This is a genomic window from Terrabacter sp. Ter38 (assembly GCF_024519435.1).
In the GTDB taxonomy this organism is placed as follows: Bacteria; Actinomycetota; Actinomycetes; order Actinomycetales; family Dermatophilaceae; genus Terrabacter.
The window spans coordinates 1-24813 of record NZ_JALJRZ010000004.1 but is presented as its reverse complement, the minus strand read 5'-3'; the positions used below and the strand labels follow the sequence as shown (position 1 = coordinate 24813).

Here is a 24813-nt window from a genome sequence, read left to right as displayed (position 1 = left end):
AGCGCGCACCGTGAACGCCGATACCGCCGCGAACGGCGCTCGCATCCTCGGATCGCGCCTTCACACGCCGTTGCTCGAGAGCAGGTCGAGGAAGCGTTCTGCGTCGCCGGTGCGGGGCAGGTTGTTGAACATGACGTACGGCCTCGGGCGGCCGTCGACCAGGTCTCGTAACCGGCGGAGCTCGTCATCGGTATGGACGTGGCGCGAGCCCGTGGTGCCGTGCAGGCGGTAGTACGTGTGCTCCGGTGTCACCGTCTCGGTCTGCATCGGGTCCACCACGTGCACCAGCTCCAGCTCGGCGCAGAGCTCCTTGAGCAGTTCCGTGGGCCACTCACCACGGGGCTCCCACAGCAGCCGACCGGCCGGCCGCTTCACCTGAGAGAGGAAGCTCCGCAGCCGACCGATGTTCTCGACTGTCGGGCGAAAGCTCTTCGGGCACTGGAGCAGCACCGCGGTGGCCCGCAGGAGGCGGGCGCACTCGAGAGTCCGTCCCCAACCCGCCAGGACCTCAGGCGTCGTCCGGAACCCTCCCACCCGTCCGTTGGCACTCTCCGGCAGAGGCTGTTTCAGACGGCGGTAGGTAGGGCTGTTGGACTCATGGGTGACGATCTGCCACGCCTTCATCGTGAACTCGAAGTCGTCGGGCACCTGGGTGCGCCAGCGCGTCAGCACGGCGTCCGCCGGCGGGTCGTAGAAGGTGTTCTGCACCTCGAGGACGTCGAAGCGTCGTACGTACGACGCCTGAGAGACCGTCCAACCGCAGAGCCCAACCCGAACGTCCACGGACCTACCCATACCCGGTGCGTCGGATGTCGAGGCTCATGACGGCCGGTCGAGGCACAGGTGGTGGGGTCGAGTTCCGGGCAGTGACGCGAGGACGACAATGGCAGGCGTCCGTCCATGCTGCATCGAGGAGGTCAGACCGTGCCGTTGAGCGAGTTTCCCCTGAGAGCGTCGGTGGCGGTGTCCGACATCGGCCGTGCGGTCGCGTTCTACGAAGGCAAGCTGGGTCTCGAGCCGCTGGGATCCGGGCCCAGCGCCCAGATCGCCGACGGCGGCCGTGTCTACGGCTCCGGCGGCGCGCTGGCCCTCAACGTCTACCAGTCAGCGACAGCGGGGGCGACCTCGGCGACACTCGCCACCTGGTACGTGGATGACCTCGACGACGTCGTCGACGAGCTGGCCGCGGCCGGTGTCGAGCTCGTCCACTACGACGGATTCGGGCAGGACGTGAGGGGGATCGCCCCGCGAGCCGGTGGCGGTCGCATCGCATGGATCCAGGACCCGGACGGCAACACGTTCGCCCTCGAGAGCGACACCTGACGTCCACCGGCCCCACGACAGAGCCAGGCATTCCGTACGCGGAGACCGCGCCCGCGTGTTCCCGGTCGACCTGCCCGATCGCCCCAGCCCTCCGGGGGCAGCGGCGACATCAGAGACTGATGACGGTCATGCCCGTGGTTCCCGAGGTGTCCATCGCGGCGAGGGCGGCGGCGCCTTCGTCGAGGCCGATGACCTGGCCGACGAGGTCAGCCGGGCGGAGCGTGCCGTCCTCGATCAGGCTGAGCATCGCCGGGTAGTCGCGCGCGGGCATGCCGTGCAATCCGTAGATCTCGAGCTCCTGGGAGATGACGAGGTCCATCGGGAGGGCCGGAGTCGACGACGCACCGAGCAGGAGCCCGGCCTGCACGTGCCGGCCTCGCCGCCTCAGGCTGCGCACCGACGCCACCGCCAGCTCGGGCGACCCGAAGGCGTCAAGGGAGACGTGCGCGCCGCCACCCGTGACCTCGCGGATCGCGGCCGCCGCGTCCGCAACGCTGCCGGCGTCGACCACCACCGCAGCCCCGAGCGACGAAGCCCGTTCCAGCGCAGCCGGATTCACGTCAATGGCGACCACGCGTGCACCGAGCGCCACCGCGATCATCACCGCCGACAACCCGACCCCACCGCACCCGTGCACTGCCAGCCACTCACCAGGACCCAGCCGCCCGTGCGTCGTCAGAGCCCGGAAGGCCGTCGCGAACCGGCACCCCAGCGACGCCGCCGTCACGAAGTCCACCGAGTCCGGCAGCCGCACGAGGTTGGTGTCGGCGCCGTGGATCGCCACGAGCTCGGCGAACGACCCCGGCCCCGTGAACCCCGGCTGCGTCTGGTCCGGACACACCTGCGCCTCCCCGGCCAGACACCACGAGCACCGGCCGCACCCGCACACGAACGGCACCGTCACCCGGTCCCCGACCACCCAGTCATGCACGCCGGCGCCGACCGAGTCCACGACACCGGCCAGCTCGTGACCGGGGGTGTGCGGCAACGACACCGGGTCGTGCCCCTTCCACGCGTGCCAGTCCGAACGGCATACGCCCGTCGCCTTCACGGCGACGACGACCCCGTCAGACGGACACTCAGGCGAGGGCACATCGGCCAGATACGGCAGACGCCCGTAGTCGTCGTAGACGACGGCCTTCACGACGCGTGCGGGTCCGTCAGGACGTCGCGCCACGAGTGCTGCGGCGAGTAGCCGAGCAGGTCGCGCGCCTTGTCGATGGAGTAGAAGGTCTCGTTGCGCCCCATCGGCCGCCGCAGCTCCACCCCGTCGTAGAAGCGCTCGCGCACCTCGTCGGTCGTCGCCGCGACGGACATGTCGGCGTTGGCGACGTTGAAGACCTCGTAGCCCAGCCCGTCGACCTCGAGGCAGCGCGCCACCATCTGGCCCAGGTCGCGGGTGTCGATGTAGGCGAAGATGTTGCGCCGGCGCAGGGCCGGGTCCGTCAGGAACGGCGGGAACATCTCGGCGTACTCGTGCGGCTCGATGACGTTGTTGATCCGCAGCCCGTAGATGTCGAAACCGGTCCGCGCCTGGAAGGAACGCGCCGTCACCTCGTTGGCCACCTTCGACATCGCGTACGAGTCCTCCGGCACCGTCGGGTGCTCCTCGTCGACCGGCACGTACAGCGGCCGCCGCTCACCCTGCGCGAAGCACACACCGTACGTCGTCTCCGACGACGCGAAGATGACCTTGCGCACGCCGAGCCGGGTCGCGGCCTCGAGCACGTTGTACGTGCTGAGCACGTTCGTCGCGTACGTCTTCGCCTCCGACGTGAGCAGGATCGCCGGCACCGCGGCGAAGTGCACGACGGCGTCGTAGACCGGCTTGGCCGGCAGGTCGAGCTCGTCGAAGCGCGCCAGACCCGCGAGCGCCGAGTAGACCTCGCCGGCGTCCGTGAGGTCGACCCTGAGGTCGTGGACGGCCGTATGCCGTAGCGGCACGAGGTCGGCGTTCGTGACCTGGTGCCCCTGCTCGGCGAGGAACGTTGCAACGTGCTTGCCGGCCTTGCCGCTGCCGCCGGTGAAGAAGATGCGCATACCCCGATCCAATCACCGATGCCGGACCACCGTTTGGGCGCGCCGGTCACGCAGCAGGTGGCAGCAGCAAGGGGAGCAGCATCTCGCGGAGCGCTTCCTCGGTCTGCCGGGCGGTGAGCCCGCCGTCGAACCGCAGGATCCGCCACGTCGTGGCGTCACAGACGGCGACGACCTGGGCCAGCCGGCGTCTTCGCGTCGCCCTGTCGTGAATGCCGTCGAGGCGCTCGGCGAAAGCCTCCCGGCACCAGCTCACGTGGTAGCTGCGGCTGCGGGCGGCGAGCTCAGGCACACCGGGCGCCTGCCCCGCCTCGGCGTAGAGCTTGAGGATCAGGGCGCCATGGTTCTCGTAGTAGCGGACCAGCGAGTGCAGCGTGGCTTCGGGACTCTCCCCAACGGCGGCCGCACGGTCGGCGGCAAGGCGAGAGAGCTCGCGCTCGACCGTGGCGGCGAGCAGTCCGTGCTTCGTGCCGAAGCGCCGGATCACCGTCTGCACCGTGACGTCCGCCTCCGACGCGACGTCCTCGAGCCGGATGCGGTCGTACGGGACGTCGGCGTAGAGGCAGAGCATCGCGTCGATGATCCGCTGGCCGGTCCGCTCGGCCGCTTCCGCCCGGGCCGTCATCCGGTACGCACGAGCCGCCCCATCTTTCATGCGAGCAATGCTAACCTCAATATATTCATGTCAGTCTCACTAAAATCAACTCAACCAAGGAGCACTCGATGGACCAGCACACCCCCGCCTCAGGCAGCGAAGGCACGCTCGACGAGAGCACCGCCCTCGTGCCCACCCGGCTCGGCCGGCTTCACGTCCGTCTCGTCGGCGACGGACCCACGACGGTGCTGTGGTCGTCGATGTTCGTCGACAGCCACACCTGGGATCCGGTGCTGCCGCTGCTGCCTCAGGGGCGCCGGTACGCCCTCGTCGACCCGCCCGGACTGGGACTCAGCGAGCCCCTGCGCGAGGCCAGCGACATCGCTGGCGCCGCCGACGCGGCCAGCGACCTGCTCGTCGGACTCGGCGTGGACGGGCCGGTCGACTGGGTCGGCAACGCGTTCGGCGGGCACGTCGGATTCAAGCTCGCCGCGCGACCCGGGCTGCTCCGCAGTCTCGTGGCCGTCAGCTCACCGGCCCAGCCGGTCGACGCCCCACTGCGCCGACAGATCACGCTCCTGCTCCCGATCCTTCGCACCGCAGGACCCGTGGGACCGGTGCGCACGGCAATCCTCCAGGCCATGCTCACCGACGCCTCTCGCGACCGTGCGCCTCTGCGCCAGGTCGTGGAGGAGTCCCTGGCGCGCCCCACCCGCCGCAGCATGGCCCTGGCCGTCCGGTCCTTCATCCTCAACCGGGTCGATGTCACTGCTGAGCTCGCAGACCTCACGGTCCCGAGCCTCTTCGTGGCGTCCGACGACCGCGGCGACTGGAGTCCGCAGGATTCCGAGACTGCCGCCGCCGTGGCACCCGACGCCATGGCAGTGACGGTCGAGCGAGCTCGCACCCTGGTCCCGCTGGAGCAGCCGGCGGCCCTGTCCTGCCACATCCGCGGGTTCTGGGAGCGGCTCGCGTGATCGCACACCGACCGCTGACGGCATGCGAAGCGGCGGCTCGGGTCCGAGGGTCCGGATCCGAGCCGCCGCTGTCGATCACTTGGTGAGGAGCCGGCCTCTCAGCAGAGAGACTTTGCGACTGCGTTCTTGGCCTGGCCCCCGCCGACGGCCTGAACGAGCTGCCCCACGTTCTCGAATCCCGGGACGCCGCCGCTGTTCACCGTCTTGTGCACCTGACCGAAGCAAGCCGAAGTGGACGGTGCTGCGGAGGCGCTGCCGGCGAAGCCGACCATGGCGAGAACGGCGATGGACCCCGTGGCGAGAATGCGCTTCATGAGACATCCCTTTCTGTTGGTGGGTGCGAGTCACCCATCAACCCTTCTTCCGCACGGGGGATGCGTCCGGATGCAGCCCGGGGCGACATTCTTGCAAGCGGCCCACTCGTCCTGCCGCGGCAACGACCGCACGACGACGGCGGTGCGTCGGTGTCCGCCGTCGTCAGTACGCTCAGTCGCAGATCGGAGGCGCAGGCGGACGCCGTCCCGCGCCCCACGTCGACCGAGCCATGAGGAGAGCCGTGCTGGCCCAGTACCCGGGGCGTTGCGCCCAGTGCCAGACGCCCATTCGACCAGGGGATGCGATCGTCAGCGCCGACCGTGACGCCACCGCGTGGACGCACGCCGACTGCGGCGCGGAGCTGGCCCTTCCCGGCTTGGCGCCGACACCGACGCGTACGTCGGCGGCACCTACCCGCGGCACGGTCACCAAGCCTCGAGCTCCCAAGGCGCCCATGACGATCCCGGCCGGGGCCACCTTCGTCTACACCGACGGCGCCTGCTCAGGGAACCCCGGACCCGGTGGCTGGGCGTGGGCGATCGACCGGGAACGGTTCGCGTCGGGATCCGAGAGACCGAGCACGAACCAGCGCATGGAGATCCGTGCCGCACTCGAAGCCGTCACGGCCCTCCCGGGACCGCTGGTCGTGGTGAGCGACTCGACGTATGTCGTCAACTGCTTCCGCGACCAGTGGTGGGCCGGGTGGCTGGAGCGCGGCTGGACCAACTCGCAGAAGAAGCCGGTCGCCAACCGTGACCTGTGGGAGCCACTCGTCGACACGGTCAGACAGCGCGAAGACGTCGCCTTCCAGTGGGTGAAGGGACACTCCCGTCACGAGATGAACGACCTCGTCGACGAGCTCGCCGTCGCCGCCAGCCTCGGCGCCTGACCCACGGGCCCGGTCAGCGCCGCCGCTGAACCTCGTGGAGGTGGCGGCGCACCTCGGTCGGGAAGTCACGCACGCTGATCGGCTTCTCCAGGTAGCCGTCGAACCCGGACGACGTCGGCGACGGTCACCGTGAAGCCGGCGAACTCGAGGACGTCCCGGGCGAGCTTGAGGTTGATCATGGGTCGTCCTCGATGACCACGACGGTCGGTCCGGCACCTGCCAGGTCGTCGGCGGCCCACCGCTCCTCCCGCGCCTCGGCGGTCATCGGCGCCTGCGGGATCCGGAGGCCGAACGTGCTGCCTTCCCCGAGGGTGCTCCGCACCCACATCGCGCCCCCGTGCAGCTCGACGATCTGCTTGCTCAGCGTGAGCCCGAGGCCGGTTCCTTCCGTCGTCGATGCGGACCTGCTGCCCTGCTGGAACGAGTCGAAGATGCGGGCCTGGTCCTCTCGCGCGATACCGATGCCCGTGTCGGTGACGGTCACGACGAGGGCGCCCCCGTCGCGACGGGCGTGAACCGCGACGGAGCCCCCGTCGGGCGTGAACTTGACGGCGTTGCTGAGCAGGTTGAGCAGCACCTGCTTGAGGCGCAGCTCGTCCGCCGTGACGAGCCCGAGGCCCTGCTCCGCCTCGAGCGTGAGCTCGATGCCGTGCACGGTCGCCCGCTCGCGCACGAGCGCGAGGGCCTGACCGATGACGTCGTCCACGAGGAACGTCGTGAGGTCGAGCTCCATCCGCCCCGCCTCGATCTTCGACAGGTCGAGGATGTCGCCGAGCAGCGCGAGCAGGTGGCGGCCGGCGGAGTGGATGTCCTTGAGGTAGTCCTCCTGCCGCTCGTTGAGGTCGCCGAACATCCGCTCGAGGAGCACCTCGGAGAAGCCGATGACGGCGTTGAGCGGGGTGCGCAGCTCGTGCGACATGCTCGCGAGGAACTCCGACTTGTGCCTGCTCGCCTCTGCCAGGTCGGCGCTCTGCAGCTCGAGCTGCTGGTAGAGGCGGGCGTTCGTCAGTGCCACCGCGGACTGGCTCGCGAACGTGTCGAGCAGGTCGCACGTCTCGCCACTGAAGGAACCCGTCCTCTTCCGCCGGACGACGAGGACCCCGACGACCCGGTCGGGGCTGGCGAGCGGGACGGCGACGAGCGACTTCCAGCCGGCCGCGTGCAGGACCGCCAGGTGCTCGTCGAGCTGCGCCTCGTCCAGGTCGGGGATCTGCAGCACCCGGCGGGTGCGAGCAGCCTTGCCGACCCATGTCCGGTCGATGTGGATCTCGGCCGCTCGAAGGGCAGCGACCGTGACGTCACTCGTCCCGTACACCGTTCGCACCTTGAAGAGCCCGGTCGCCTCGTCGTACTCCATCAGCGAACCGCCGTCGGTGCCGGACAGCTCGACGGCGTGCGACACGATCGTGGCGAGCATCTCGTCCGGGACGAGGGTCGAGCTGATCGCGGCACCGACGTCCGCGAGACCCTCCAGCTGCTCGACCTTGCGTGCCAGCTCGGCCGACCGGCTCTCGAGCGCCGCGGACCTGCTCTCGAGAGCAGCGAACAGGTCGACGTGTCGCAGCGCGAGAGCCGCCTGTTCGGCGAACGTCGCGAGCACGCGCTCGTCGACGTCGTCGAAGGGAGCCACCCGGTTCCGCATCACGTTGAGCGCACCGACCACCTCGTCGCCGACGATGAGCGGCGCGCCGATCATCGAGCGGAAGCCGGCCATCCGTTGGAGGTCGGAGCGGCTGTACTCCGGGTCGGCGAGGGCGTCGGTGATGTGGTGGATCTGGCGGTCGATGGTCACGCGGCCGACGAGGGTGCCGCGATCGCGCTTGATCGGGTGCTCCTCGAGGAGTCGACGGTGTTCGTCCGACATGCCGCTCTGGCGCGCGATGACGTAGGTCTCGCCCTTGACGAGGTAGATCTGCGCGACGGCCGAGTTGAGGAGGGTCCGGGCGTTCTCGACGACGGCGTCGAAGACCTTGTCGGGGTCTCCCGACGAGCTCGTCAACACCTTGAGGATGTCGCTCGTCGCCCGGAACTGCTCCTTGACCTGCGCAAGACGCCCGACGAGTGCCTGGCGCGACATCACGGCGATGCTGTCCTCCGCCGCCTCTCCGGACTTGACCATGCGCCGCTCCCCGCCCTGTGCCTCGATGCGCTGCACCCTGCAGTTTCCTCCTGTCGGACAGCGCGCGGTCGAGAAAGTCGCAACCTCACGGAGGGTGAGGAGCCGGACCCGGACGACGCCTCCCGGCGGGCGATCCGCTGACATGATGGCGACCATGCAGGACGACGCGGACCGGCAGACCGAGACCCGCGCCCTGCTGGCCGAGCTCGGCACCGCGATGATCGCCACCGGGCAGCCGGTGCAGGAGATCGAGGAGGAGCTCGCCGAGGTGAGCGTCCGCCTCGGCTACCCCGACGTCCAGACCGCGGTCGGGCCCACCGGCCTCATGGTCAGCCTCACCCCGGGCGGCGCAGCGACCTTCCGCTCGGCGCCACCGGGCCTCCGCCTGCACCAGTCGGCGAGCGTCCGCCTCATCCGCCACCAGCTCGTGCACGGCGAGCTCGGCCCAGCGGCTGCACGCGACGAGCTCGCGGCCACGTCCAAGCGCCCCGTCCAACAGCCGGCCTGGCTCGTCGCCCTCGCCTGGCCCGTCCTCGCCGTCGGCATCGCGCTCATCCTGCAGCCCGGCTGGGCCAACATCGCCGCGGCGGCAGTCGGGGCCCTCATCGTCCTGGCCCTCGTCCAGCTCGCCGAGCGGTACGAGGTCGTCAAGGCCCTGCTGCCCACCCTCGCCGCCTTCACCGTCTCGCTCGTCGTCTTCGGCGCCGCGAACGCCGGACTCCTCGAGGGCCCGCTGCGCACCGTCCTGCCCCCGCTCGCGGTCCTGCTCCCCGGCGCGCTCGTCGTCAACGGCATGTCAGAGCTCGCCTCCGGGCACATGCAGGCCGGCTCGGCCCGCCTCACCTACGGGCTGGCCCAGCTCGGCCTCTTCGCACTCGGGCTGCTCATGGCCACAGCCGTGCTCCGGGTGCCGACGCCGACCCTCGTCAACCTCCGCGTCGACGAGATCGGCTGGGTCGGGGCCGCCGTCGGCCTGATCCTCATCGGGGCGAGCATCTGCCTCATGGAGGGCGTACCGCTGCGCATGCAGGGGTGGGTCCTGCTCGTGCTCAGCCTCGCCTTCGGTGCCCAGCTCGCCGGGCAGGAGCTCGGCGGGGTCGCCCTCGGCGGCTTCCTCGGCGCCATCGCGGCCAGCCTCGGCGCGAGCATCGTCGAGCTGCGCCGCCCGCAGCTGCCGCGCCTCGTGCTCTTCCTCCCGGCCTTCTGGCTGCTCGTCCCGGGCAGCCTCGGCCTCGTCGGGGTGACCGAGCTCGCCGCCGGGCGCGAGTCGGCCACCGACGTCGCCCTCGGCCTGCTCGGCGTCGCCATCGCGATCGCGCTCGGCCTGCTCGTCGGCTCCTCCGTCGGCCGCGCCCTGCGCGGCCGGCTCGCCGCAGACCCCGCCCCCACCCCGCCCCCGCCTCCCGCACCGACCGCCTCGGCGCACCCGGCGCCCGCGGACTAGAGTCGGAGACGCAACACCCTGTCCTCTCGCCAGGACGGGGTGTTGTTCGGTGCCCGCGGGTGCGCGTACCCCCGGCATGGGTACGGAACGTAGGCTCTAGGGTCAACTGGCCCCAGACCAGCACGCCGAGGAGGCACCGTGTCTCAGACCTCATCCCGGATCAGGACGATCCTGCCGACGTCGAGTCGCACCGCATTGGGAGCGACCGTCGCCACCGGTCTGCTGACCGCTCTCGCCTCCGCACCCGAACGGCTGAGCCGGCTGCTCCGCGACCGCTACCCCATGGTCGCCGTGACCGGCATGACCGGCGTGGGCAAGAGCCAGCTCATCGACCGGCTGACCCGCCGCTCCACCGACGACGCCGCCGCCGAGGTCGGCTCCGCCGTCATGGAGCGTCGCACCCGCAAGGGCGCCAAGCTGCACGGCTTCCGCTTCCTCGTCGTCCCGGGCGACAACGCCGCCACCCGCCTCGCGGCCCTCGACGAGGTCTTCCACGACGAGCCGGTCGACGGCCTCATCCACGTCGTCGCCAACGGCTACGCCACCCCGCGCCGCGCGGGCGGCACGAGCGGCATCGCCACCGCGACCCGTGAGGAGCAGCTCGCCGCCGAGCTCGAGGACTGGACCATCACCTCGCACCGCATCGCCTCGCTGGCCGTGCGCCGCACCAAGCCGATCTGGCTCATCATCGCCGTGACGAAGACCGACCTCTACCCCGACACCGTCGACGAGGCCGTCCACCACTACTCCCCCGGCAGCGGCACGCCCTTCGGCGACAAGGTCGACGCCCTGCGCGCCCTCGCCGGCGGCGCCAAGCTCTCGATCGACGTGCTCCCCGTCTCCAGCCAGGGCGGCGACCGCAAGTCACCCCTGCCCGAGAAGCGCGCCGGCGCGATGGTCGACGCCCTCGCCACGCGCCTCGGTCAGCTCAGCGGCCACGCCTGACCCGTCGCCGGCCCCGACCGGCAGCAGGAACGGCCGACGTCAGTACCGGTCGGCCTTCCGCAGCGCCGTCGGCCTGCCGTCCGGGTCGTGGACGAGGTCGAGCGGCACCGCTGCCCACGCGCGCTGGTGGGCCGTGAGATGCGGCATCGGCAGGATGCGCAACCGGCCCGGCGGCCGCTCCCCACCCCTGCCGCCCGCGTGCCAGGCCTCGAGCTCCGCAGCGTGACGCGCATAGGCCTCGTACATCCCTGCCGCGTCCAGGCAGTCGGCCATCGTCGCCTCGAGGCCGTGCTCGCCGACCTCCTCCAGTCGGTCGAGGTGCTCGGCCGCGAGCGTGAGCCGCAGGTCTCGGGCATACGCCTCGTCGAGCACGACGGCCGACAGCTCCGAGTCGTGGGTCCACGAGCGGCGGCTGAAGTTGTCCGAGCCGATACCGGCCCACGTGTCGTCGATGACGCAGACCTTCGCGTGGACGTAGACGGGCACGCCGGCCCGGTTCTCGAGGCCGTATGCCGCCACGCGGCCGGGAGCGACCGCCCTGAGCCGGGCGAGGGCGCGTTCACGACCGAGCAGCTGCGGCACCCGGTTGATCCCGCCGAGGTCGGGCACGAGCGGGATGACGACGACGAGGTGCAGCCCCGGCTGCGTCCGCAGCCGGTCCTCGAAGACGCGTGCCACGTCGTGGCCCCAGAAGTACTGGTCCTCGACGTAGACGAGACGCTCCGCCCGCTGCACAGCCTTGGCATAGCCGCGGGCCACGCTGCGCTCCCCGCCCCGCGCGAAGGGGTAGTCGCGGCCGTGCCGAAGGTCGGGATAGGTCCTGAGGAGCTGCACCGTGTGGTCCCCGGCGGGTGGGGGCGCCGGCCGCTGCTCCGGGAGGGGAGCCGGCGCGGTGGCGAGACCGCGGGCCTTGTCGGCCGCGCGGCGCCACGGAGCGCGCGACAACGGCGTCGGGTCCTCCCACCGCTCCCGGAAGACCGTCTCGACGTCGTGGACCGCCGGCCCCTGGATCGCCGTCTGGACGTCGTGCCACGGCGGGTGCGCGCCGTACTCGTCGGTGAGGCGCTGGGACTGTCGGTCTCCCTCGTGGCTCGCGTCGTCCCGACGGTTGTGCGCGAGGTCGATCCCGCCGACGAACGCCACGTCGCGGGTCGGGTCGTCCCGGTGCCGGATGACGACGAACTTCTGGTGGTGCGAGCCGCCGGTGCGCACCCGCATGTCGAGCAGCACCTTGGCGCCCCGCTTCTCCAGCTGCTCCCCGAGGTGCCGGTTCTCCGTGGCGAAGAAGCCGGTCTGGTCGAGGTGCGATCGCCACACCAGCCCGTAGACGACGACGCCGCGCCGGTCCGCACGGGACAGGACCTCGACCACCTCGCTGCCGGGCTCGCCGGTCAGCCGCTCGTCGCCGTCGCCCTGCCAGTCGGTGAAGAGCACGAGGTCTCCCGGGCCGGTCGCCTCGAGCGCGTCGTGCAGCGCGCGGAAGTACGTCGCGCCGTGGATGAGCGGACGCACGTGGTTGCCTTCGGACCACGCCCGGTCACCGTGGAGCGCGTCGACCCGGGTCGTCGGGTTGCCGCGCTCGACCCGGGTCAGCAACCAGTCAGCAGGCTCGACCATGCGTCGAGCATGCCGCATCCGGGACAGCGGCGAGCGCTTGCGACGGCACACGCGCCCGAGACCGATCGCGTATGCCGTGAGGCGGGTCAGCGGCTGAGCTCGGCCTCCTGCCCCAGCCGCTCGAGCTTGGCCGGGTTGCGCATCGCGTAGACGTGGGTGATCCGGCCGTCCTCGACGGCCACGCTCACGACCGTCGTGCCGAAGTCGGGCAGGTCGATCCGCACCGCCCGGCCGCCGTTGAGCGACAGGTGCGCGATCTGCGCCCCGTCACTGACGCGCGGGAAGTTCGACAGGAAGGCGGCGACCCGCCTCGCCCCCGCGACGGGACGGCGCGCAGCCTGCGCCAGCCCGCCACCGTCGGCGACGAGGACGACGTCCGGGGCGAGCACGTCCATCAGCCCCTGCACGTCGCCCGTCGTGACCGCTGCCATGAAGCGCTCGAGCACCTGCTCCTGCTCGGACCGGTCGACCGCCACCCGGGGACGACGGGCCGCCACGTGCTCGCGGGCGCGGTGGGCCACCTGGCGCACCGTCGCCGTCCCCTTCCCCACGGCCTCGGCGATCTCGTCGTAGGGCACGTCGAAGACCTCGCGCAGCACGAAGACCGCCCGCTCGGTCGGGGTCAGGGTCTCGAGCACCGTGAGCATCGCGATCGACACGCTCTCGGCGAGCTCGACGTCCTCGGCGACGTCCGGGCTCGTGAGGAGCGGCTCCGGCAGCCACTCGCCGACGTAGTCCTCGCGGCGGCGGGCGAGGGTCCGCAGCCGGTTGAGCGCCTGCCGGGTGACGATCCGCACGAGGTAGGCCCGGGGGTCGCGCACGTCGGCGCGCGCGTCGTCACCGAGGTCGGCCCACCGCAGCCACGTCTCCTGCACGACGTCCTCGCCGTCAGCGGCCGAGCCGAGCATCTCGTAGGCGACCGTGAAGAGCAGGCTGCGGTGGTCGAGGAACGGGTCCCGGCTCATGCCGTCGAGCGTACGGCGGAGCGCTCCGCCATCGGCCGCAGACCGCACGCCGCCGCGAAGCCCTCCGACTCGATCCCGAGCGCGACGTTCGAGCGCGTCGTGAGGTTGGCGTAGCCGATGACCGTCGTCAGCTCGACGAGCGCGGCCTCACCGAGCTGGCCCGCGAGGCTCTCGACCATCTCGTCGGTGACGGTGGGCGGCGTCTGGCTCATCGCCTCGGCGTACGCCATGACCTCTCGCTCGAGCGGGAGGAAGACGTCGGACTCGCGCCACCTCGGGATCTCGCGTGCCCGCTCCACGTCGAGCCCGTGGTTCTTGGCCATGAAGTAGTTGAAGTCGAGGCACCACGTGCAGCCGATGAGCGAGGCCACGGCCATGTGCGCGAAGGACTTGAGGCCCTCGTCGCACGCGTCCCACTTCTGCAGCTGCTGGCCGAAGCGCATGCCGGCCTTGAGCGCCGGGACGTGGTGCCACATGACGCCGAGGGACTCCGGCACCTGGCCGAACATCCTGCGGCTGAAGACTTTCACGACAGCGCCGTACGCGCCGGTGATCGGCTTCGGCTGGATCCTGGTGGTCATGGTTCCTCCTCGGGAGAACGTCTGGGTTGCGTCGACATGAAGACACCGGCCGCCGCCTGGATGTGACACCCCGTCGCGACAAAGTTCGAGAACGGAGGGCCGCACCGGCTGCCGCCGGCTCGCCTCCGTGGAAAACTGCGAAGGATGCAGACCGGTGACTTCGAGCTGACGACGGACGACCTGCGAGCCGTGGTGGCGTATGCCGTGTCGTGCGCCGAGCCCTCCCTCGTCCTCTTCGGGCGGGCTGAGCCCGACGACCCGCGCCCGGCGGCCGCGCTCGACGCAGCGCGAGTCTTCGCCGAGGGTGCTCCGCGCTCGCGCCTCCAGAGGACGGCCGCCGCCGACGCCCACCGTGCCGCGAAGGAGGCGTCGACCGAGCCCGCCCGGTACGCGGCGACCGCTGCCGGCGATGCGGCCGCGGCTGCATACCTCCACCCGCTCGCCAAGGCGACGCAGGTGCGCCACATCCTCGGGGCGGCGGCCCACGCCGCCCGAGCGGCCGAGCTCGCCCGGGGCGATGACCCCGTCGTCGCGGAGTACGTCGTCACGGCTGCCGCGAAGCGGGCCACGCCAGAGCTGCTCGACGTGCTCGGTCGCTACCCGCGAGCGCCGCGCGGGCGCACCCGGGTCGCGGCCCTCATGACCCGGCTCGACAGCCTGCTCCGCGACCCGCCGCCCACGCCCCGCGTCGTCGACGACCCGGGCCCCTTCTTCCACGGGACGCGGGCCGACGTCGCCGTCGGCGAGCTGCTCACCCCGGGGTGGCGCTCCAACTACGGCTCGGGCCGGCAGTCGAAGCACATCTACCTCACGGCCAGCCGCGAGGGGGCACCTCTGGCCGCGGAGCTCGCCCGCGGCGACGGGCCGCCGCGGGTCTACCGGGTCGAGCCGGTCGGCACGATCGAGGACGACCCGAACGTCACCGACAAGCGCTTCCCCGGCAATCCGACCCGCTCCTACCGCACGACCGAGCCGCTGCGTGTCGTCGAGGAGGTCGTCGGCTGGGAACCGCCGCCGGCGGCGATGGTCGAGCACATCCGCTCCCGGATGGGCGAGCTCGCCGAGCTCGGCATCGAGGCCATGGACGACTAGGGACCGACCGAGGAGGGGACGATGACGGACTACGAGGTCAAGGCGCTGACACCCGAGACGTGGGACGCGTACGCCGCGATGATCGAGCGGCACGGTGGCGTCTTCGGTGGCTGCTGGTGCACGTGGTTCCACACGATGAGCTGGGAGAAGGAGCGCGAGTACGAGGCCAACCGGGACCTCAAGAAGCGCCTCGTCGAGGAGGGCCGGGCGCACGCCGCGCTCGCCTTCGACGCAGACGAGGCCGTGGCCTGGGCTCAGTTCGGCTCTCCCGCGGAGCTGCCCAACATCTACCACCGCAAGCAGTACGAGGAGGAGCTCGACCTCCTGCCCGACTACCGGATCACGTGCATCTTCGTCGACAAGTGCCACCGCCGGCAGCACGTGTCGGACCTCGTGCTGCAGGGCGTCCTCGACCTCGTGGCCGCGTCCGGTGGCGGGGTCGTCGAGGGCTATCCGCACGACAACGACGGCAAGAAGAAGTCGGTCCTCTACGACGGGACCCGCGCCCTCTACGAGCGGGCCGGCTTCGCCTACGTCCGGGCCAAGGGCCAGGGCAACTGCGTCATGCGCCGGACCGTGCCGTGACGGCGATCTTGCCGCGGACCCGGCCGGCCTCGAGGTGCCTCATCGCGTCCACGGTCTCGGCCATGGGGTAGGCCCGCTCAAGACTGGGCACGACCTTTCCCGACTCGAGGAGCGCGGCCAGCCGCACGTAGTCGGCGCCCCGCTCCTGTGCGATGACGCTCGTCAGGCGCTGCCCGCTGAAGACCGACGACAGCCGCGCCCGGAGCTGTCGGCCCATCGTGCCGCCCGTCCAGTCGCCGCCGCCCTCGCCACCGACGAGCACGAGGGTGCCCCTCGGCGTGAGCGCGCGCCGCAGCCGGGAGAGCTCGGACAGGCCTGCGATGTCGATGATGAGGTCGTAGTGGCGCGTCCCGTCCGCGGCGTCGTCGACGGCGTAGTCGAGCACGTGGTCGGCACCCAGGGCACGGACGAGGTCGGCCTTGGCCGCGCTGGCCACCCCGGTGACCTCGGCGCCGGCCGCCTGTGCGAGCTGGACGGCATACGACCCGACTCCGCCGGAGGCGCCGGTGACGAGCACCTTCTGCCCCTCGGCCACCCGGCCCGCGTCGACGACGGCCTGCAGGGCGGTGCCCCCGGAGACGGGGACGACCGCGGCCTGCTCCCACGTCACGGTGGCCGGACGGTGGGCGAGCTTGTCCTCGCGGGCGACGGCGTACTCGGCGACCGAGCCCGGGGCGACGCCGAAGACCTCGTCCCCGACGGCGAACGCCGTCACCTCGGAGCCGACCTCGGCGACGACGCCGGCGACGTCGCGGCCGATGACGGGCTGCTTCGGCGCCCGGAGGCCGAAGACGAGGCGCAGCAGCCGCGGCTTGCCCTGCATGAGGTGCCACGTGCCGCGGTCGAGACCGGCGGCGCGGACCTCGACGAGCACCTCGCGCGGCCCGATGACGGGACGGGCGACCTCGGCGACGCGCAGGACGTCTGACGTGCCATAGCCGTCCTGGACGACGGCCTGCATCGTGCTCGCGACCCGGTGCGACTGACCTGACGCGCTCCCACCGATGACGGTGGGCGGTTGGTCCTTCATGACTGCTTCTCCATCGTCAGCGGCGCGTCGGTCGCGTCGTACTTAGTACGATAACGATAGCGTACTTAGTACGACGCTGGCTAGGACCAGCGAGACGAGCGACGAGAGGCACGACGTGGCGACGAGCAAAGGCGGCAGCCCCGCGCCCACGACCCGCGCGGCGCTGAGCCGGGACCGGGTGCTCGACGGGGCCATGCGCGTCGCCGACGAGGGCGGGCTCGGCGCGCTGACGATCCGTGCCGTCGCCGAGCAGCTCGGCACCAAGCCGATGTCGATATACCACTACGTCGGGGGCAAGGACGAGATCATCGACGGCATCGTCGACCGCGTCTTCGGCGAGATGGACCTGCCTGCAGCAGAAGGGGATTGGCGTGCGGATATGCACGGCCGCTGCGCGTCCGCGCGCACGGTCCTGCGCCGCCACTCGTGGGCCATCCCGCTGCTGCAGTCACGCACGAGCCCGGGCCCGGCGACCCTGCGTCACCTCGACGCCGTCATCGGCTGCCTCCGCGGCGCCGGCTTCTCGCTCGAGCTGACGGCACACGCGTACGCCCTCATCGACTCCTACGTCTACGGCTTCGCCATGTCCGAGGCCTCGTTGCCGATCAACGGCCCGGAGACGGTCGGCGAGGTGGCCGAGTCGATGATGCTGGAGTACCTCGCCGCCGACTACCCCAACCTGCTCGAGTTCACGACCGGCCACGTCCTGCAGCCGGGCTACGCCTTCGGCCTGGAGTTCGACTACGGCCTCGACCTCGTCCTCGACGCGCTCGAGGCCCGAGTGACCCGCCCGAAGGCTTCCCGACCGACCACGCGACCGACCTCGCGCCCGACCTCCCGCACCAGGTCTTCCGAGACGCACTGAGTCGGCCGACCACCACACCGTTCCGTGCTCTACTGGCCTGAGGATCGCCGCGCGGCGAATGAGGGGCGATGCCGAACCCGCTGGTACTGACCAAGCTGCACATCCCCGAGGTACGCCGGGGGCTCGTCCCCCGGCCACGGCTCGTCGACGGCCGGGCGCGGACGTCACCCCCGCGGCTGACCCTGGTCTCCGCACCTCCCGGCTTCGGCAAGACCACCCTGCTGGCCTCGTGGGCCGACGCAGCCCGGACGGCCGGACGCGCCGTCGCCTGGGTGTCCCTCGAGGGGACCGAACAGCAGCCCACGGCGTTCTGGAGCTACGTCGTGTCCGCCCTGGACGGTGCCGCCCCCGGCGTCGGTGCCGGCGCGCTGGCCCTCCTGCGCAGCGCGAACCCGCCCGTCGAGGCCGTTCTCACGCTCGTGCTCAACGAGCTCAGCGCCCGGCTCGAGGAGGTCGACCTCGTCCTCGACGACTACCACCTGGCCGACGGCCCGGCGATTGCCGACGACGTCGCCTTCCTGTTGCTGCACCTGCCTCCCCACGTGCACCTCGTCATCAGCACCCGAGCCGACCCGGCCCTCCCGCTGGCGCGGCTGCGAGCGCGCGGTGAGCTCGCCGAGGTGCGCGCAGCGGGTCTGCGCTTCACCATCGAGGAGGTCGCGGCATACCTCAACGGCGTCGCCGGCCTGGACCTGACGACCAGCGACATCGCGGCCCTCGAGGCGCGCACGGAGGGCTGGATCGCGGCGCTGCAGCTGGCCGCCCTCTCGCTCACCGACCGCGAGGACGTGGCCGGTTTCATCGGAGGCTTCGCCGGTGACGACCGCTACCTCGTCGACTACCTCGTCGAGGAGGTCATCGGCCGACAGTCCGCCGACGTCCGGCGCTTCCTGCTCGAGACCTCGATCCTCGAAGGGCTCAGCGGCTCCCTCTGCGACGCCGTGACCCAGCAGGACGACGGGCGCGCCATGCTCGAGCACCTGGACCGGTCGAACCTCTTCGTCGTGCCGCTCGACGGCACCCGTCACTGGTACCGCTACCACCACCTCTTCGCCGAGGTCCTGCGCACCCACCTCGCCACCGAGGCTCCCGACCGGGTCGCCGACCTGCACCGCCGGGCCGCCCGGTGGTATGCCGTCGACGCCGAGCCGGTGCTCGCGGTCCGGCACGCCGTCGCCGCCGGTGACGTCGAGCTCGCCGCCGACATCATGGAACGGTCGGCCATCGGCCTGCTGCGCCAGCGGCAGGAGGCGACGGTGCGCGGCTGGGTCGACGTCCTCCCGGCCGATCTGGTGCGCCGCCGACCCGTCCTCGCGGTCGGCTTCATCGGGTCGCTGATGTCGCTGGGCGATCTCCGGACGGTCCCGGGGCGGCTGGACGAGCTCGAGCAGGTGCTGGCCGAGCCACCCGCCGACCTCGTCGTGCTCGAGGAGCACGAGCTGGCCCGCGTGCCCGGGGCGATGGAGACCTACCGCGCAGCCCTCGCGCTCGTCGGCGGCGACGCGGCCGGCACCGTCGCCCACGCCGATCTCGCGATCGCGCGAGCCGCCCCCGGCGACGACCTCACCGTCGCGGCGGCGGCCGCCCTGTCCGGCCTCGCCTCCTGGGCCGGCGGGGACCTCGAGTCGGCGCACCGGGCGTATTCGCTCGCCGTCACCGGCCTCGAGCGCGCCGGCAACATCTCCGACGTGCTCGGCTGCTCCATCACGCTCGGCGACCTGCGCGTCACCCAGGGGCGGCTGGACGACGCGGAGCGCACCTACCGGGAGGCGCTCCGGCTCGCCTCGGTCCACGAGGTCGACGGCCCCCTGCGCGGCGAGGCCGACATGCTCACCGGCCTGAGCCAGGTCGCGCTGGAGCGAGGCGAGATCGCCGCGGCCACGGCCTACCTCGATCAGGTCGCCGCGCTCGGTGAGGGCCTCGGTCTGCCGCAGCACCCCTACCGGTGGCGAGTCGCCCGGGCACGGCTCGCCGAGGCCGACGGGGACCTCTCCGGCGCGGTGACCCTGCTCGAGGAGGCCGAGCGGGTCTACGTCGGCGACTTCTCGCCGGACGTGTGCCCGGTCGCGGCGCAGCGGGCGCGGGTGCTCGTGCGGCAGGGCCGCGTCGACGAGGCCCGTGACTGGGCTCGCGCCCGGCAGCTGACGGCGGACGACGACCTGACCTACGTGCGCGAGTTCGAGCACCTCACGCTCGCCCGGATCCTGTTGCACCAGAAGGACGGCGACGGGACGGCGCGCGCTGCGGCAGTCGGGCTCCTCGACCGGCTGCGGGTCGCAGCCGAGGAGGGTGGGCGCACCGGGACCCTGATCGAGATCCTTGCGGTGCAGGCACTCGCCCTCCACGTCCCCGGGCGGCGCCACCTCCAGCCGGCGCTCGACACCCTCTCGCGCGCGCTGCGGCAGGCCGAGCCGCGAGGCTACGCCCGGGTCTTCGTCGGTGAGGGCGCGCCGATGGCCGACCTGCTCGCCGCCATCGTCGAGCGCGACCCGACGTGGCGCTATCCCCGACGCCTCCTCGACGCGCTCACCGGCGCCGGCCCGGAGCCGCGGCGGGAGGGCCTCGTCGACCGGCTGAGCTCCCGCGAGCTCGACGTGCTCCGGCTGCTGGCCAGCGACCTCAGCGGGCCGGCGATCGCGAGCGAGCTCTACGTCTCGCTCAACACCATGCGCACGCACACGAAGAACGTCTACGCCAAGCTCGGCGTCAACGAGCGGCGGGCGGCGGTGACGAGGGCGCGCGAGCTCGGACTGCTCTGAGCCCCCGTGGTCCGCGCGCTCGCCGACAGGTGCCGGCGGGTCTGGCGAGTCGGGCGGGAGATCACCACGTCGCTCACCACATGAGGTGATCCGCGCTCACCACGTCGGCTCCTAGCGTGCGGGACATGAACACCGCAGCCACCGACCCGGACGGAGCCGGGTGGTACGAGATCCGCCTCCAGGGCCGGCTCGACGAGCGATGGGCCGCCACCTTCGAGGGCATGACCCTGACCACCGGTCACGGCCTCACCCGACTCGTGGGTCCCGTCGTCGACCAGGCAGCCCTGCACGGACTGCTGCTCCGGATGCGCGACATCGGCCTGCCGCTCGTCTCCGTCCGACAGGTCGAGGCCGCCGAGCCGTGCCCACCCCGCCACCCCGACACCACACCCACAGGAGCCTGACATGACCACCACCGCACCCACCCGAGCCATCCACCCGTCCGGGGCCGCCCCGGACCCGACCCGCAAGCACGCCCGAGCGGCAGGCATCTTCTACCTGCTCACCTTCCTCTCCTCGATCCCCGCCCTCATCCTCATCGGGCCGGTGCTCAGCGACGCCGCCTACGTCACCGGCGCCGGCCAGGACACCCGCGTGCTGTGGGGCTGCCTGCTCGACGCCGTCAACGCCCTCACGGCGATCGGCTCGGCGGTGGCGGTCTACTCGGTGGTCAAGCGCCAGAACGGGTCGATGGCCCTCGGCTTCGTGACCTCCCGGCTCGTCGAGGCCGCCGTCGTCATGATCGGCGTCGTCAGCCTGCTCGCCGTCGTCACGATGCGCCAGGACTTCGCCACCTCCGGTGCCGACCCGGCCGCGCTGACCGTCACGGCCAACGCCCTCGTCGAGGTCCGCAACTGGACCTTCCTCTTCGGCCCCGGCCTGATGCCGGTCTTCAACGCCCTGCTCTTCGGCACCCTGCTCTACCGCTCGCGCCTCGTGCCCCGCATCATCCCGACCATCGGCCTCGTCGGTGCGCCCCTGCTGTTCGCCGCGTTCGTCGCGAACCTCTTCGGCATCTTCGACCAGGTCTCGACGGCCTCGTTCCTGCTCACCCTGCCCATCGCGGCCTGGGAGCTCAGCGTCGGCATCTGGATGACGTTCAAGGGCTTCCGCCCCGAGGCGGTCGCGGCGCTCCAGGCTCGGGACGCCGGCTGACCCCCGGTGCACGGCCACGACAGCACGGCACGAAGGTGGCCCCGCTCTTGCAGGGCCACCTTCGTGCTGTGCGAGCTCGCCGCATCAGGCCCGGAGGACCTTCTCCATCGCCCTGCCCTTGGCGAGCTCGTCGACGAGCTTGTCGAGGTAGCGGATCTTCTGCATGAGCGGGTCCTCGACCTCCTCGACGCGGATGCCGCAGACGGCGCCGGTGATCGCGGACGCGTTCGGGTTGAGGTGCGCCTGGTCGAAGAAGTCCTCGAAGGTCGTCTCGGCGGCGAGGTGCTGGTTAAGCTCAGCGTCGTCGAAGCCGGTCAGCCACTCGATCACCTCGTCGAGCTCGGCCTTGCTCCGACCCTTGCGCTCGAGCTTCGTGACATAGAGCGGGTAGACCGACGCGACGGAGGTGGTGAAGATGCGGTGCCCCATGCTCCGAGGGTAGCGAGGTCCGCCGACGCCGGACCGCCACGGGGACGGGAAAGGAGCCACGGCATACGGACGCCTTCCGTCCGGGAGAGGTCGTAGCGTTCTCGCCATGGCCATCGCTCGCTACCCCAGCTTCGTCATCGACTGCCCCGACGCAGAGGCACTCGCCACCTTCTACGGCACCCTGCTCGGCTGGACGGTCAAGGCGTCCGACGGGTGGGGCGAGATCCGCGACACGGAGACGGGACAGTGCATCTGCTTCCAGCAGGTCGAGGACTTCAGCTCGCCCCGGTGGCCCGGCCAGGTCGTGCCGCAGCAGATGCACCTCGACGTCATGGTCGAGGACCTCGACGCGGCCGAGCCGGAGGTGCTCGCGCTCGGTGCGACCAAGCACGAGAACCAGCCGGGCACCTCGTTCCGCGTCTTCCTCGACCCTGCCGGCCACCCCTTCTGTCTCTGCGTCGACTGACGCGTCAGCGCCGGCCCAGGGCCGCGCCCGGGTGCCTCAGCCGACGAGGTGCTCGAGCGCGAGCTGGTTGAGCCGGACGAAGCCGTAGTCGCGCTCGGCGGCCTTCTCCGCGTCGAAGCCGTCGTCCGTCGCGAGGAAGTCCTCGAGCGACTCCCCCGCAGCCAGGGTCGGCTCGGCGAGGCCGAGCACGCCGGCATACGCCCACGCCTCCGCGGTGCGCGGGTCGGCGCGGAAGGCGGCGGCCTTCTCGGCGAGCAGGAGGTACATCGCCATGCACGCGCTGGCCGACTCCCACACGCCGTCCATGTACTCGGTGCGCGACGGTTTGTAGTCGAAGTGCCTCGGCCCCGTGTAGCGCGGCCCGTCGGGCACGCCCGGGAAGCCGTTCTCGATGAGGTCGACCGTGAAGAACGCCGAGACGAGGTCACCGTGCCCGAAGACGAGGTCCTGGTCGTACTTGATGCCGCGCTGGCCGTTGAGGTCGATGTGGAAGAGCTTGTCGCTCCACAACGCCTGGCCGAGCGCGTGCGTGTAGTTGAGGCCCGCCATCTGCTCGTGCCCCGTCTCGGGGTTGAGGCCGACGATGTCGCCGTGGTCGAGCTCGGCGATGAGGGCCAGCGCGTGCCCCACGGTCGGGAGGAAGATGTCGCCTCGCGGCTCGTTCGGCTTGGGCTCCAAGGCGATCCGCAGGTCGTAGCCCTGGGACTTGATGTAGCCGGCAACGGTGTCGAGGCCCTCCTTGTACCGGTCGAAGGCGGCGTGGAGGTCCTTCGACCCGTCGTACTCGCTGCCCTCGCGACCGCCCCACATGACGAAGGTCGAGGCGCCCATCTCGGCGGCCAGGTCGACGGCGCGGAGCACCTTGCGCAGGCCGAAGCGGCGCACGCCGCGGTCGTTGGCCGTGAGACCACCGTCCTTGAAGACGGGGTGGCTGAAGGTGTTCGTCGTGACCATCTCGATGGTGAGGCCGGCGCGGTCGGTCGCGTCCTTGAGCTGGCCGGTGATGCGGGCGCGGGTCGCGTCGTCGGCGTCGAAGGGGAAGACGTCGTTGTCGTGGAAGGTGATGCCCCAGGCGCCGAGCTCGGCGAGCTTGTCGGAGTACTCCCACGGGTCGAGGACGGGACGCGTCGGCCCGCCGAAGGGGTCGGTGCCGGTCCAACCGACGGTCCACAGACCGAAGGAGAACTTGTCGTCGGGGGTGGGCTGGCGCGTCATTGCGACTCCTTGACGAGATTAGTTTTGTCATGCAACTTACGTCGTGGACCGGCTAGGGTCAAGGCATGGCCAACCTGCGCCAGGCGAGCCTGCGCCACGCGAACCTCGCCCTCGTCGCGCGCACCGTCCTCGCCGCCGACACCGCGCCGTCGCGCGCGGCCGTCGCGGCCGCCAGCTCCCTGACCCGCTCGACGGTCTCGCGCCTCGTCGACGAGCTCGTCGCCGGCGGGATCCTCGACGAGGTCGAGTCGGTCGTGGGCGGGCCCGGGCGTCCGGGTCGGCCGGCCACCCCACTGACGGCATCGAGCGGTCGATTCGCCGCGCTCGGCATGCAGGTCGGGGTCGGCCACCTCGCGGTACGCCTCGTCGACCTGACGGGGGCGGTGCTCGCCGAGCGGCTCGTGACCGCCGACCTCGCCGGCTCACGACCCGGGGGCGCCCTCCGCCGTCTGCGGACGATGGCCGCCCGGGTCCTCGGGACGGCTCCCCCGGGCTGCCGCGTCGTCGGCGCCGGCTTGGCGCTGCCCGGCATCGTCGATGGCGAGTCCGGTCGCCTGCTCAGCGCCCCGAACCTCGGCTGGGAGGACGTCGTTCCCGGCGCTGCGCTCGAGGCCGCCCTCGGAGGCCTGCCGCTGCGCATCGGCAACGAGGCCGACCTCGCCGCGCACGCATACGCCCATCCGGCGCCGGGGCGCGCCAGCCGGCCTCAGGACTTCGTCTACCTCAGCGGCGAGGTCGGCATCGGCGGCGCGGTCGTCGTCGACGGCGTGGTCATGAGCGGCCGCCACGGCTGGGCCGGGGAGATCGGCCACGTCTGCGTCGACCCGGACGGACCCCCCTGCCGCTGTGGCTCAACCGGCTGCCTCGAGCAGTATGCCGGCAGGCTCGCCATGCTCTGTGCCGCGGGGCTCGACGCGTCCACCACGCCGTCCGAGCTGGCGGCGCGGACCCGGGCCGGCGACGCGAAGGCGCGGGCGGCCACGCGATCGGCGGCCCGGGCTCTCGGAGTCGCCCTCGCGGGTGTCGTCAACGTCCTCGACATCCCCACCGTCGTCCTCGGCGGACACCTGGCGCAGGTGGGTGACCTGCTCACCCCGGAGGTCGAGGAGATCCTCGGCCGGCGGGTGCTGGCGGGGCGCTGGGTCAGTCCCCGCGTCGTCATCGCCTCGGACGACCCCGCGCCCGGCGCGACGGGCGCGGCCCTGCTCGCCCTCGACGAGCTCGTCCGCGACCCGGCTGGAGTGCTCGGACACTGACAGAGCGCCTTTCCGTCGGGAGAGGCGCTCTGGTGGCGTGAATGGATGCGGACATGCGACAACCCCGCCAGGTGTGCTGGCGGGGTTGTCGTGAATGGTTGTCCGGCTGCGTCCTACTCTCCCACACCGTCACCAGTGCAGTACCATCGGCGCT

General features: G+C 71.7%; 25 protein-coding genes. 13 read left to right on the top strand and 12 right to left on the bottom strand.

Translation table 11 applies throughout. The features are described from left to right. Window positions 1-60 precede the first annotated feature (60 nt). A complete protein-coding gene (locus NR112_RS09905) occupies window positions 61-783 on the bottom strand; it encodes a DUF72 domain-containing protein (protein ID WP_256793936.1) in 723 nt (240 codons plus the stop codon). A gap of 147 nt (window positions 784-930) precedes the next feature. Here NR112_RS09905 and NR112_RS09900 point away from each other — a divergent pair, with 147 nt between their 5' ends. Then, the gene (locus tag NR112_RS09900; protein ID WP_256793935.1) at window positions 931-1323 is read left to right on the top strand and encodes a VOC family protein; all 393 of its coding nucleotides are present in this window, start codon (window positions 931-933) and stop codon (window positions 1321-1323) included. A 109-nt stretch (window positions 1324-1432) separates the two neighbouring features. Here NR112_RS09900 and NR112_RS09895 read toward each other — a convergent pair whose 3' ends face one another. Genes NR112_RS09895 through NR112_RS09885 form a run of 3 tightly spaced genes read right to left on the bottom strand, consistent with a single transcriptional unit; the run spans window position 1433 to window position 4015 of the window. Then, a complete protein-coding gene (locus NR112_RS09895) occupies window positions 1433-2467 on the bottom strand; it encodes a zinc-dependent alcohol dehydrogenase family protein (RefSeq protein WP_256793933.1) in 1035 nt (344 codons plus the stop codon). Beyond that, window positions 2464-3363: an NAD(P)-dependent oxidoreductase gene (locus NR112_RS09890; RefSeq protein WP_256793931.1), complete on the bottom strand. Its 900-nt coding sequence runs from the start codon at window positions 3361-3363 to the stop codon at window positions 2464-2466. The genes NR112_RS09895 and NR112_RS09890 overlap by 4 nt, the downstream gene beginning before the upstream one ends. Before the next feature lie 46 nt (window positions 3364-3409). Next, entirely contained in the window at window positions 3410-4015 is a 606-nt protein-coding gene (locus tag NR112_RS09885) for a TetR/AcrR family transcriptional regulator (protein WP_256793930.1), read from the bottom strand. A 68-nt stretch (window positions 4016-4083) separates the two neighbouring features. On the opposite strand from NR112_RS09885, the gene NR112_RS09880 reads away from it, so the two are divergent. Beyond that, complete coding sequence (locus tag NR112_RS09880) at window positions 4084-4932, top strand: alpha/beta fold hydrolase (protein ID WP_256793929.1); 849 nt, start codon at window positions 4084-4086, stop codon at window positions 4930-4932. Window positions 4933-5030: 98 nt separating this feature from the next. Here the strand turns inward: NR112_RS09880 and NR112_RS09875 are convergent, their stop codons facing one another. Beyond that, window positions 5031-5246, bottom strand: coding sequence for a hypothetical protein (locus NR112_RS09875; RefSeq protein ID WP_256793928.1), 216 nt, complete (start codon window positions 5244-5246; stop codon window positions 5031-5033). A 455-nt stretch (window positions 5247-5701) separates the two neighbouring features. Between NR112_RS09875 and NR112_RS09870 the strand changes: the two genes are divergently transcribed. Continuing rightward, a complete protein-coding gene (locus NR112_RS09870) occupies window positions 5702-6136 on the top strand; it encodes a ribonuclease H (protein WP_256793927.1) in 435 nt (144 codons plus the stop codon). A gap of 175 nt (window positions 6137-6311) precedes the next feature. Here NR112_RS09870 and NR112_RS09865 read toward each other — a convergent pair whose 3' ends face one another. Then, window positions 6312-8291 carry a GAF domain-containing protein gene (locus NR112_RS09865; protein WP_256793925.1) on the bottom strand — a complete coding sequence of 660 codons (1980 nt, stop codon included), beginning with the start codon at window positions 8289-8291 and terminating at the stop codon, window positions 6312-6314. Window positions 8292-8409: 118 nt separating this feature from the next. Here NR112_RS09865 and NR112_RS09860 point away from each other — a divergent pair, with 118 nt between their 5' ends. Both NR112_RS09860 and NR112_RS09855 read left to right on the top strand, forming a co-directional pair. Beyond that, complete coding sequence (locus NR112_RS09860; protein ID WP_256793923.1) at window positions 8410-9699, top strand: threonine/serine exporter ThrE family protein; 1290 nt, start codon at window positions 8410-8412, stop codon at window positions 9697-9699. 138 nt (window positions 9700-9837) lie between these two features. Further along, window positions 9838-10644: a GTPase gene (locus tag NR112_RS09855; protein ID WP_256793922.1), complete on the top strand. Its 807-nt coding sequence runs from the start codon at window positions 9838-9840 to the stop codon at window positions 10642-10644. Between the two features lie 39 nt (window positions 10645-10683). On the opposite strand, the gene NR112_RS09850 is transcribed toward NR112_RS09855, so the two are convergent. The 3 genes from NR112_RS09850 to NR112_RS09840 form a co-directional block, all read right to left on the bottom strand. Continuing rightward, window positions 10684-12261: a phosphatidylserine/phosphatidylglycerophosphate/cardiolipin synthase family protein gene (locus NR112_RS09850; protein ID WP_256793921.1), complete on the bottom strand. Its 1578-nt coding sequence runs from the start codon at window positions 12259-12261 to the stop codon at window positions 10684-10686. An 86-nt stretch (window positions 12262-12347) separates the two neighbouring features. Beyond that, window positions 12348-13226 carry an RNA polymerase sigma-70 factor gene (locus NR112_RS09845; protein WP_256793920.1) on the bottom strand — a complete coding sequence of 293 codons (879 nt, stop codon included), beginning with the start codon at window positions 13224-13226 and terminating at the stop codon, window positions 12348-12350. Next, window positions 13223-13807, bottom strand: a complete 585-nt coding sequence (locus tag NR112_RS09840; RefSeq protein ID WP_256793919.1) for a carboxymuconolactone decarboxylase family protein — start codon at window positions 13805-13807, stop codon at window positions 13223-13225. The genes NR112_RS09845 and NR112_RS09840 overlap by 4 nt, the downstream gene beginning before the upstream one ends. A gap of 144 nt (window positions 13808-13951) precedes the next feature. Between NR112_RS09840 and arr the strand changes: the two genes are divergently transcribed. Further along, window positions 13952-14899, top strand: coding sequence for an NAD(+)--rifampin ADP-ribosyltransferase (gene arr / locus NR112_RS22495; protein ID WP_306217032.1), 948 nt, complete (start codon window positions 13952-13954; stop codon window positions 14897-14899). Between the two features lie 21 nt (window positions 14900-14920). Beyond that, entirely contained in the window at window positions 14921-15484 is a 564-nt protein-coding gene (locus NR112_RS09830; RefSeq protein WP_256793918.1) for a GNAT family N-acetyltransferase, read from the top strand. On the opposite strand, the gene NR112_RS09825 is transcribed toward NR112_RS09830, so the two are convergent. Then, on the bottom strand, window positions 15462-16514 hold the full coding sequence (locus NR112_RS09825; protein ID WP_256793916.1) for an NAD(P)-dependent alcohol dehydrogenase: 1053 nt from the start codon (window positions 16512-16514) through the stop codon (window positions 15462-15464). The genes NR112_RS09830 and NR112_RS09825 overlap by 23 nt on opposite strands. Window positions 16515-16629: 115 nt before the next feature. Here NR112_RS09825 and NR112_RS09820 point away from each other — a divergent pair, with 115 nt between their 5' ends. The 4 genes from NR112_RS09820 (at window position 16630) to NR112_RS09805 (ending at window position 21293) form a co-directional block, all read left to right on the top strand. Then, complete coding sequence (locus NR112_RS09820) at window positions 16630-17379, top strand: TetR/AcrR family transcriptional regulator (protein WP_256793915.1); 750 nt, start codon at window positions 16630-16632, stop codon at window positions 17377-17379. Between the two features lie 68 nt (window positions 17380-17447). Next, the gene (locus NR112_RS09815) at window positions 17448-20138 is read left to right on the top strand and encodes a LuxR C-terminal-related transcriptional regulator (RefSeq protein ID WP_256793912.1); all 2691 of its coding nucleotides are present in this window, start codon (window positions 17448-17450) and stop codon (window positions 20136-20138) included. 125 nt (window positions 20139-20263) lie between these two features. After that, entirely contained in the window at window positions 20264-20542 is a 279-nt protein-coding gene (locus tag NR112_RS09810; protein WP_256793910.1) for a hypothetical protein, read from the top strand. 1 nt (window position 20543) lies between these two features. Beyond that, window positions 20544-21293 carry a DUF4386 domain-containing protein gene (locus NR112_RS09805; RefSeq protein ID WP_256793903.1) on the top strand — a complete coding sequence of 250 codons (750 nt, stop codon included), beginning with the start codon at window positions 20544-20546 and terminating at the stop codon, window positions 21291-21293. 84 nt (window positions 21294-21377) lie between these two features. Here NR112_RS09805 and NR112_RS09800 read toward each other — a convergent pair whose 3' ends face one another. Beyond that, window positions 21378-21722 carry a DUF2200 domain-containing protein gene (locus NR112_RS09800; RefSeq protein WP_256793902.1) on the bottom strand — a complete coding sequence of 115 codons (345 nt, stop codon included), beginning with the start codon at window positions 21720-21722 and terminating at the stop codon, window positions 21378-21380. A gap of 106 nt (window positions 21723-21828) precedes the next feature. Between NR112_RS09800 and NR112_RS09795 the strand changes: the two genes are divergently transcribed. Next, the gene (locus NR112_RS09795; RefSeq protein ID WP_256793901.1) at window positions 21829-22188 is read left to right on the top strand and encodes a VOC family protein; all 360 of its coding nucleotides are present in this window, start codon (window positions 21829-21831) and stop codon (window positions 22186-22188) included. A 36-nt stretch (window positions 22189-22224) separates the two neighbouring features. Here NR112_RS09795 and xylA read toward each other — a convergent pair whose 3' ends face one another. Continuing rightward, entirely contained in the window at window positions 22225-23403 is a 1179-nt protein-coding gene (xylA, locus tag NR112_RS09790; RefSeq protein WP_256793900.1) for a xylose isomerase, read from the bottom strand. A gap of 65 nt (window positions 23404-23468) precedes the next feature. Here xylA and NR112_RS09785 point away from each other — a divergent pair, with 65 nt between their 5' ends. Beyond that, on the top strand, window positions 23469-24659 hold the full coding sequence (locus tag NR112_RS09785; RefSeq protein WP_256793898.1) for an ROK family protein: 1191 nt from the start codon (window positions 23469-23471) through the stop codon (window positions 24657-24659). Window positions 24660-24813: the final 154 nt, after the last annotated feature.

Bases quoted from the DNA above. Each gene is read 5' to 3' on its own strand.
- NR112_RS09875 (WP_256793928.1), bottom strand. From the start codon at position 5,246: ATGAAGCGCATTCTCGCCACGGGGTCCATCGCCGTTCTCGCCATGGTC.
- NR112_RS09815 (WP_256793912.1), top strand. From the start codon at position 17,448: ATGCCGAACCCGCTGGTACTGACCAAGCTGCACATCCCCGAGGTACGC.
- NR112_RS09870 (WP_256793927.1), top strand. From the start codon at position 5,702: ATGACGATCCCGGCCGGGGCCACCTTCGTCTACACCGACGGCGCCTGC.
- NR112_RS09890 (WP_256793931.1), bottom strand. From the start codon at position 3,363: ATGCGCATCTTCTTCACCGGCGGCAGCGGCAAGGCCGGCAAGCACGTT.
- NR112_RS09850 (WP_256793921.1), bottom strand. From the start codon at position 12,261: ATGGTCGAGCCTGCTGACTGGTTGCTGACCCGGGTCGAGCGCGGCAAC.
- NR112_RS09795 (WP_256793901.1), top strand. From the start codon at position 21,829: ATGGCCATCGCTCGCTACCCCAGCTTCGTCATCGACTGCCCCGACGCA.
- NR112_RS09845 (WP_256793920.1), bottom strand. From the start codon at position 13,226: ATGAGCCGGGACCCGTTCCTCGACCACCGCAGCCTGCTCTTCACGGTC.
- NR112_RS09860 (WP_256793923.1), top strand. From the start codon at position 8,410: ATGCAGGACGACGCGGACCGGCAGACCGAGACCCGCGCCCTGCTGGCC.
- arr (WP_306217032.1), top strand. From the start codon at position 13,952: ATGCAGACCGGTGACTTCGAGCTGACGACGGACGACCTGCGAGCCGTG.
- xylA (WP_256793900.1), bottom strand. From the start codon at position 23,403: ATGACGCGCCAGCCCACCCCCGACGACAAGTTCTCCTTCGGTCTGTGG.
- NR112_RS09810 (WP_256793910.1), top strand. From the start codon at position 20,264: ATGAACACCGCAGCCACCGACCCGGACGGAGCCGGGTGGTACGAGATC.
- NR112_RS09885 (WP_256793930.1), bottom strand. From the start codon at position 4,015: ATGAAAGATGGGGCGGCTCGTGCGTACCGGATGACGGCCCGGGCGGAA.
- NR112_RS09785 (WP_256793898.1), top strand. From the start codon at position 23,469: ATGGCCAACCTGCGCCAGGCGAGCCTGCGCCACGCGAACCTCGCCCTC.
- NR112_RS09880 (WP_256793929.1), top strand. From the start codon at position 4,084: ATGGACCAGCACACCCCCGCCTCAGGCAGCGAAGGCACGCTCGACGAG.
- NR112_RS09800 (WP_256793902.1), bottom strand. From the start codon at position 21,722: ATGGGGCACCGCATCTTCACCACCTCCGTCGCGTCGGTCTACCCGCTC.
- NR112_RS09825 (WP_256793916.1), bottom strand. From the start codon at position 16,514: ATGAAGGACCAACCGCCCACCGTCATCGGTGGGAGCGCGTCAGGTCAG.
- NR112_RS09830 (WP_256793918.1), top strand. From the start codon at position 14,921: ATGACGGACTACGAGGTCAAGGCGCTGACACCCGAGACGTGGGACGCG.
- NR112_RS09805 (WP_256793903.1), top strand. From the start codon at position 20,544: ATGACCACCACCGCACCCACCCGAGCCATCCACCCGTCCGGGGCCGCC.
- NR112_RS09840 (WP_256793919.1), bottom strand. From the start codon at position 13,807: ATGACCACCAGGATCCAGCCGAAGCCGATCACCGGCGCGTACGGCGCT.